We start from the raw sequence: 4,846 nt of genomic DNA on the forward strand, positions 1-4,846 counted from the left end.
AGAAGATCGATATCACCATCGACGGCACGCGTTTCAATTTCGCGCGCGGCATCGGGGGCAAGGGTCGAATTGATAAAGGCGGCCTTGACGCCCAGCTGATTAAGGGCATCAACCTGATCCTTCATAAGCGCGATCAGTGGCGATACGACAACCGCCGTTCCCGGACGGCAAAGGGCGGGCACCTGATAGCAAAGCGACTTGCCGCCGCCAGTCGGCATCAGGACCAGTGCATCATTTCCAGCGATGACATGGTCAATGATTTCAGCCTGTTGGCCGCGAAAGCTGTCATAGCCGAACACTTCTTGCAGAACGTCAATCGGCTGACGTTGTACAGGTCGGTCGAGAAGGTCGGGCATGGGCAATGTATCGGGCAAATTAACCGTCCAGATGTGCGCGAATTCCGGCAAAGACGTTTTCAAACATCTCTGGCGTCAGGCGATAGGTCTGGGTGTTGTAGCGCGAACAGTGATAGCTATCAAACAATGTGATGCCATTTTCCATTTTATGCGACGCGCCATGGCCAAATTTCAGTGATGAAAGCTTGAGCCCGAAAGTGCGCAGCATCGCCTGATGGGCCACCTGTCCAAGGCAAAGAATAGCCGACAGGTTCTTCATGGCATCAAATTCGCTGATCAGGAACGGGCGGCATGTATTGGCCTCTGGCCCGGTGGGCTTGTTTTCGGGGGGCACGCATTTCACCGCGTTGGTGATGCGGCAATCAAGCAATTCAAGGCCGTCATCCGGGCGTTTGTCATAGGTGCCCTTGGCAAAGCCGAACTTTTTAAGCGTGTCATACAACAGATCACCAGCATAGTCGCCGGTGAAAGGGCGGCCAGTGGCATTGGCCCCCTTAAGCCCGGGGGCAAGGCCGACAATCAGAAGACGCGCATCAAGCGGCCCGAACGGACGCACCGGCCCGTTATAGAATTCGGGAAATTTTTCCTGATTCTTGCGGCGGAATTCAACAAGGCGCGGGCAAAGCTGACAGTCGATATCGGGTTGCTGATAGGCGGTCATGGCAAGTCTGACGTTTTGCCGGTTACAGTGCGGACTGTAACCGGTGGTGATCAGGGCAGGGTGACGGGCGACGCAGTGTCGCGATCAATCGTAATCGAATTCTTCGAGATCGGGATGTTCCGGATGATCATCGATATCGGGATGGTCGTCGTCGCGGCGTTGCTGAACCTTGCGCGCAATCGTACCTTCAAGGGCGGTCAGTTCGATAAAGTTATCGGCCTGACGGCGCAATTCGTCGGCAACCATCGGCGGATTTGATTTGACGGTCGAAACAACAGTGACGCGCACACCTTTGCGCTGGACGGCGTCAACCAGACGGCGGAAATCACCGTCTCCCGAGAAAATAACAACATGATCAAGGTGTTGCGCCATTTCCATGACGTCAATTGCCAACTCGATATCCATGTTGCCCTTGATCTTGCGGCGACCGGCGGCATCGGTGAATTCCTTGGTCGGTTTAGTGACCATGGTGTAGCCGTTATAGTCCAGCCAATCGACAAGCGGGCGGATCGGGGAATATTCCTGATCTTCAATCAGGGCGGTGTAGTAGAAGGCCCGGATCAACTGACCTTTCTGGGCAAAAAGGTCCAAAAGACGTTTGTAATCAATGTCAAAACCAAGGGCACGGGCAGCGGCATAAAGATTGGAGCCGTCGATAAATAACCCGATGCGTTCTTGCGGGTAAAAAATCATCGTTAAATTCCTCAAACATCAAATTTAATTATGCAGTTCCTAAAATACGGAACTTTCAAATACAGACCTTTCATGTTTACCGTGGGTGCAGGGACAAAGAAAGGCGAAAATATCGTGGACAGAGCAGGGTGGCTCCCTTAGATATGCCGTCTTTCCGAACCTTGTCATACGCCCAATCACCGAACCGAAGGTCTTCTTTGTGCGCAATTCTTCACCGTCAGACACCAGCATGATCGCGGATGACGCTATCGTGATTGCTTTCGGTGCAAATTTGCCTACCGATGAATATGGTGCGCCTGCACAAACATTGAAAGCCGCACTGCGTCGATTGGCCGAAAATGGCGACATTTCGATCGATCAGGTTTCATCGTTTTATGAAACCGCACCGGTGCCGATTTCTGATCAGCCCTGGTATGTGAACGGTGTTGCACGCATTTCGACGGAACTGTCTGCGCACGATCTGCTTGAACGTTTGCACGAAGTTGAGGCCGAATTCGGGCGTGTCCGGCGGGAACGCAATGCCGCGCGCGTCATTGACCTTGACCTGATTGCTTATGGCCGGGAACTGGTGCGTGAAGAGGGCGGCATTCAGGTGCCGCACCCGCGCATGGCCGAGCGGGCGTTTGTCTTGCTGCCCTTGCGGGATGTGGTTGCCGACTGGGTTCACCCGGTTTTGAACCGCACAGTGGACGATCTGATTTCGGATCTGCCGGCCGATCAGCAGATTCGCAAACAAACGAATGGCTGATAAAGCATGCGAAAACCTGATCGAAAGAGTGGTTTCGCTGTTGCAACACAAGTGATCCGACGCTATAAAGCTCGGTCTGGACACCCCAAAAGTATTTCTGGAGACATTTATGGCGCGCGTTACCGTCGAAGATTGCGTTGACAAGATTCCGAACCGCTTTGAGCTTGTAATGCTTGCAGCTCAGCGTGCACGCAACATCTCGGCCGGTGCAGAACTGACCATTGATCGTGACAACGACAAGAACCCGGTTGTTGCGCTGCGTGAAATCGCCGAAGTAACGGTTGATTTCGACGATCTGCGCAATGGCATGGTGCAGGGTCTGCAGCGGCATGTTGAAGCCGATGAGCCGGAAGAAACCGAAGACGATTTCGGTCCGAAACTGGTTGCTGAGGCTGTTGAAGAAGCTTCCGCTGGCGTTGTTGCTCCGTCGGAAGACGAATAAGGTCAGACTGGTTTTGATCTGAACCTTTCCAAAAGAAGAGCCACGGTGTTTATCTTCCGTGGCTTTTTTTTGTCCAGATCGTACTATCTTATTAAAGGGGATGGATTATATCCCCTTGAGAAACTGCGGAGACGCCCCTGAATGATGCGGCAATACGAACTTGTTGAACGGGTTAAGGCATACGACCCCGATGCGTGCGAAACCACGCTGAACCGGGCCTATGTCTATGCGACCCAGAAACACGGTTCGCAAAAACGCGCATCCGGTGACCCGTATTTTTCCCATCCGATTGAAGTCGCAGGCATTCTGACCAATTACAAGCTTGATTGCGACACGATCATCACGGCCCTTCTGCACGACACCATCGAAGATACCGATGCGACGCCCGAAGAGATCACCAAGCTTTTCGGAACCAACATCATGAAGCTGGTCGATGGTGTGACCAAGCTGACCCAGATCGAGCTTAAATCAGCCGATTCCAAGCAGGCAGAAAACTTCCGCAAGTTGCTTTTGGCGATGTCCGAAGACATTCGCGTGTTGCTGGTCAAGCTGGCCGACCGACTGCACAACATGCGGACGTTGCATTACATCTCCAAGCCGGAAAAGCGCGTGCGTATCGCTGCTGAAACGCTTGAGATTTATGCCCCGCTTGCCGAGCGCATCGGTATGCACGACATCAAGGAAGAGCTTGAAGACCTGGCCTTCCAGCATATCAATCCCGAAGCACGTGATTCGATCCTTGCCCGTCTGGAGTTCCTGCGTGAGAAGGACGACAACGTCGTCAGCCGGATTGTATCCGAATTGACCGAAGTGATTTCGCGTCAGGGGCTTAAGGTCGACATTTACGGGCGCGAAAAGCGGCCCTATTCGATCTGGCAGAAGATGCAGCGCAAGAACATCACCTTTGGTGAGCTGTCTGACATCATGGCGTTTCGCGTTCTTGTCGATGACATGCCCAATTGCTACGAAGTGCTGGGCTATCTGCACGCCAATTACAAAGTGGTGCCGGGCCGGTTCAAGGATTATATCTCGACGCCCAAACCCAACGGATATCGTTCGATCCATACCACGGTGCTGGGCCCGGAAAATCACCGGATCGAGGTTCAGATCCGCACCCGCCAGATGCACGAGGTCAACGAAAACGGTGTGGCCGCGCATTGGGCCTATAAACAGGAAGCACCGACCGGGCAGCAGAAGGAAGGGGTACAGTATCGTTGGCTGCGTGACCTTCTTGATATTCTGGAACATGCGTCCGAACCGGAAGAATTCCTTGAACATACCAAGCTTGCGATGTTCCAGGATCAGGTGTTCTGCTTTAGCCCGAAGGGCGATGTCATTGCCCTTCCCGCCCGCGCAACCCCGGTCGATTTCGCCTATATGATCCATACCCACATTGGGGATACCTGTGTCGGGGCCAAGGTCAATGGGGCGATGGTGCCGTTGCGCACGGTGCTTAATAACGGTGATCAGGTCGAGATTGTCACCTCCAAGGCGCAGACGCCGAATCCGACTTGGGAACGGTTTGTTGTTACCGGCAAGGCGCGGGCGCGAATTCGCCGCTTTATCCGCCAGCAGCAGGAAGACCAGTACAAGGATCTTGGCAAGGCGATCTTGCAAAAGGCGTTCCGACAGGAAGGCTATGACTATTCCGACAAGGCGCTTGAAGGGGTTCTTAAAATCTTCAAGCAGCCATCGGTTGATGCGCTTTTGACCCTTGTCGGGGCCGGGCATCACACCGGGCGTGAAGTTGTTCATGCCGTGTTCCCGGGCACCAAGGATAAGGAAACGGCGCGCAAGGTTGTGCCACTTGATAAGGTGCGCGCACGCAAACATGATCACGCCATCCCGATCAAGGGCCTTATTCCGGGTATGGCCGTGCATTATGCCGGCTGCTGCCACCCGTTGCCGGGGGATCGCATTGTCGGGATTGTTACAACCGGCAAGGG

Annotated in this window: 6 protein-coding genes; 3 read left to right on the plus strand and 3 right to left on the minus strand. The window is 53.8% G+C overall.

The features are described 5' to 3' along the window. The 3 genes from B3Z49_RS20740 to B3Z49_RS20750 all read right to left on the minus strand — a co-directional run. A partial coding sequence (locus B3Z49_RS20740) for a DEAD/DEAH box helicase (RefSeq protein WP_296994455.1) occupies positions 1–356 on the minus strand: 356 nt, incomplete at its 3' end. Positions 357–375: 19 nt separating this feature from the next. Further along, positions 376–1,017: a uracil-DNA glycosylase gene (locus B3Z49_RS20745; RefSeq protein ID WP_008891153.1), complete on the minus strand. Its 642-nt coding sequence runs from the start codon at positions 1,015–1,017 to the stop codon at positions 376–378. Between the two features lie 84 nt (positions 1,018–1,101). After that, entirely contained in the window at positions 1,102–1,710 is a 609-nt protein-coding gene (locus B3Z49_RS20750; protein WP_008891152.1) for an NYN domain-containing protein, read from the minus strand. Positions 1,711–1,909: 199 nt separating this feature from the next. Here B3Z49_RS20750 and folK point away from each other — a divergent pair, with 199 nt between their 5' ends. The 3 genes from folK to B3Z49_RS20765 form a co-directional block, all read left to right on the plus strand. Then, positions 1,910–2,458 carry a 2-amino-4-hydroxy-6-hydroxymethyldihydropteridine diphosphokinase gene (gene folK, locus B3Z49_RS20755; RefSeq protein ID WP_296994458.1) on the plus strand — a complete coding sequence of 183 codons (549 nt, stop codon included), beginning with the start codon at positions 1,910–1,912 and terminating at the stop codon, positions 2,456–2,458. A gap of 109 nt (positions 2,459–2,567) precedes the next feature. After that, positions 2,568–2,900: a DNA-directed RNA polymerase subunit omega gene (gene rpoZ, locus B3Z49_RS20760; protein ID WP_296994462.1), complete on the plus strand. Its 333-nt coding sequence runs from the start codon at positions 2,568–2,570 to the stop codon at positions 2,898–2,900. A 141-nt stretch (positions 2,901–3,041) separates the two neighbouring features. After that, the coding region (locus B3Z49_RS20765) for a RelA/SpoT family protein (protein WP_296994464.1) at positions 3,042–4,846 on the plus strand (1,805 nt) is incomplete at its 3' end.

The sequence above is a fragment of the Thalassospira sp. UBA1131 genome, from assembly GCF_002311515.1.
Lineage (GTDB): Bacteria > Pseudomonadota > Alphaproteobacteria > Rhodospirillales > Thalassospiraceae > Thalassospira.

Bases quoted from the DNA above. Each gene is read 5' to 3' on its own strand.
- B3Z49_RS20745 (WP_008891153.1), bottom strand. From the start codon at position 1,017: ATGACCGCCTATCAGCAACCCGATATCGACTGTCAGCTTTGCCCGCGC.
- B3Z49_RS20750 (WP_008891152.1), bottom strand. From the start codon at position 1,710: ATGATTTTTTACCCGCAAGAACGCATCGGGTTATTTATCGACGGCTCC.
- rpoZ (WP_296994462.1), top strand. From the start codon at position 2,568: ATGGCGCGCGTTACCGTCGAAGATTGCGTTGACAAGATTCCGAACCGC.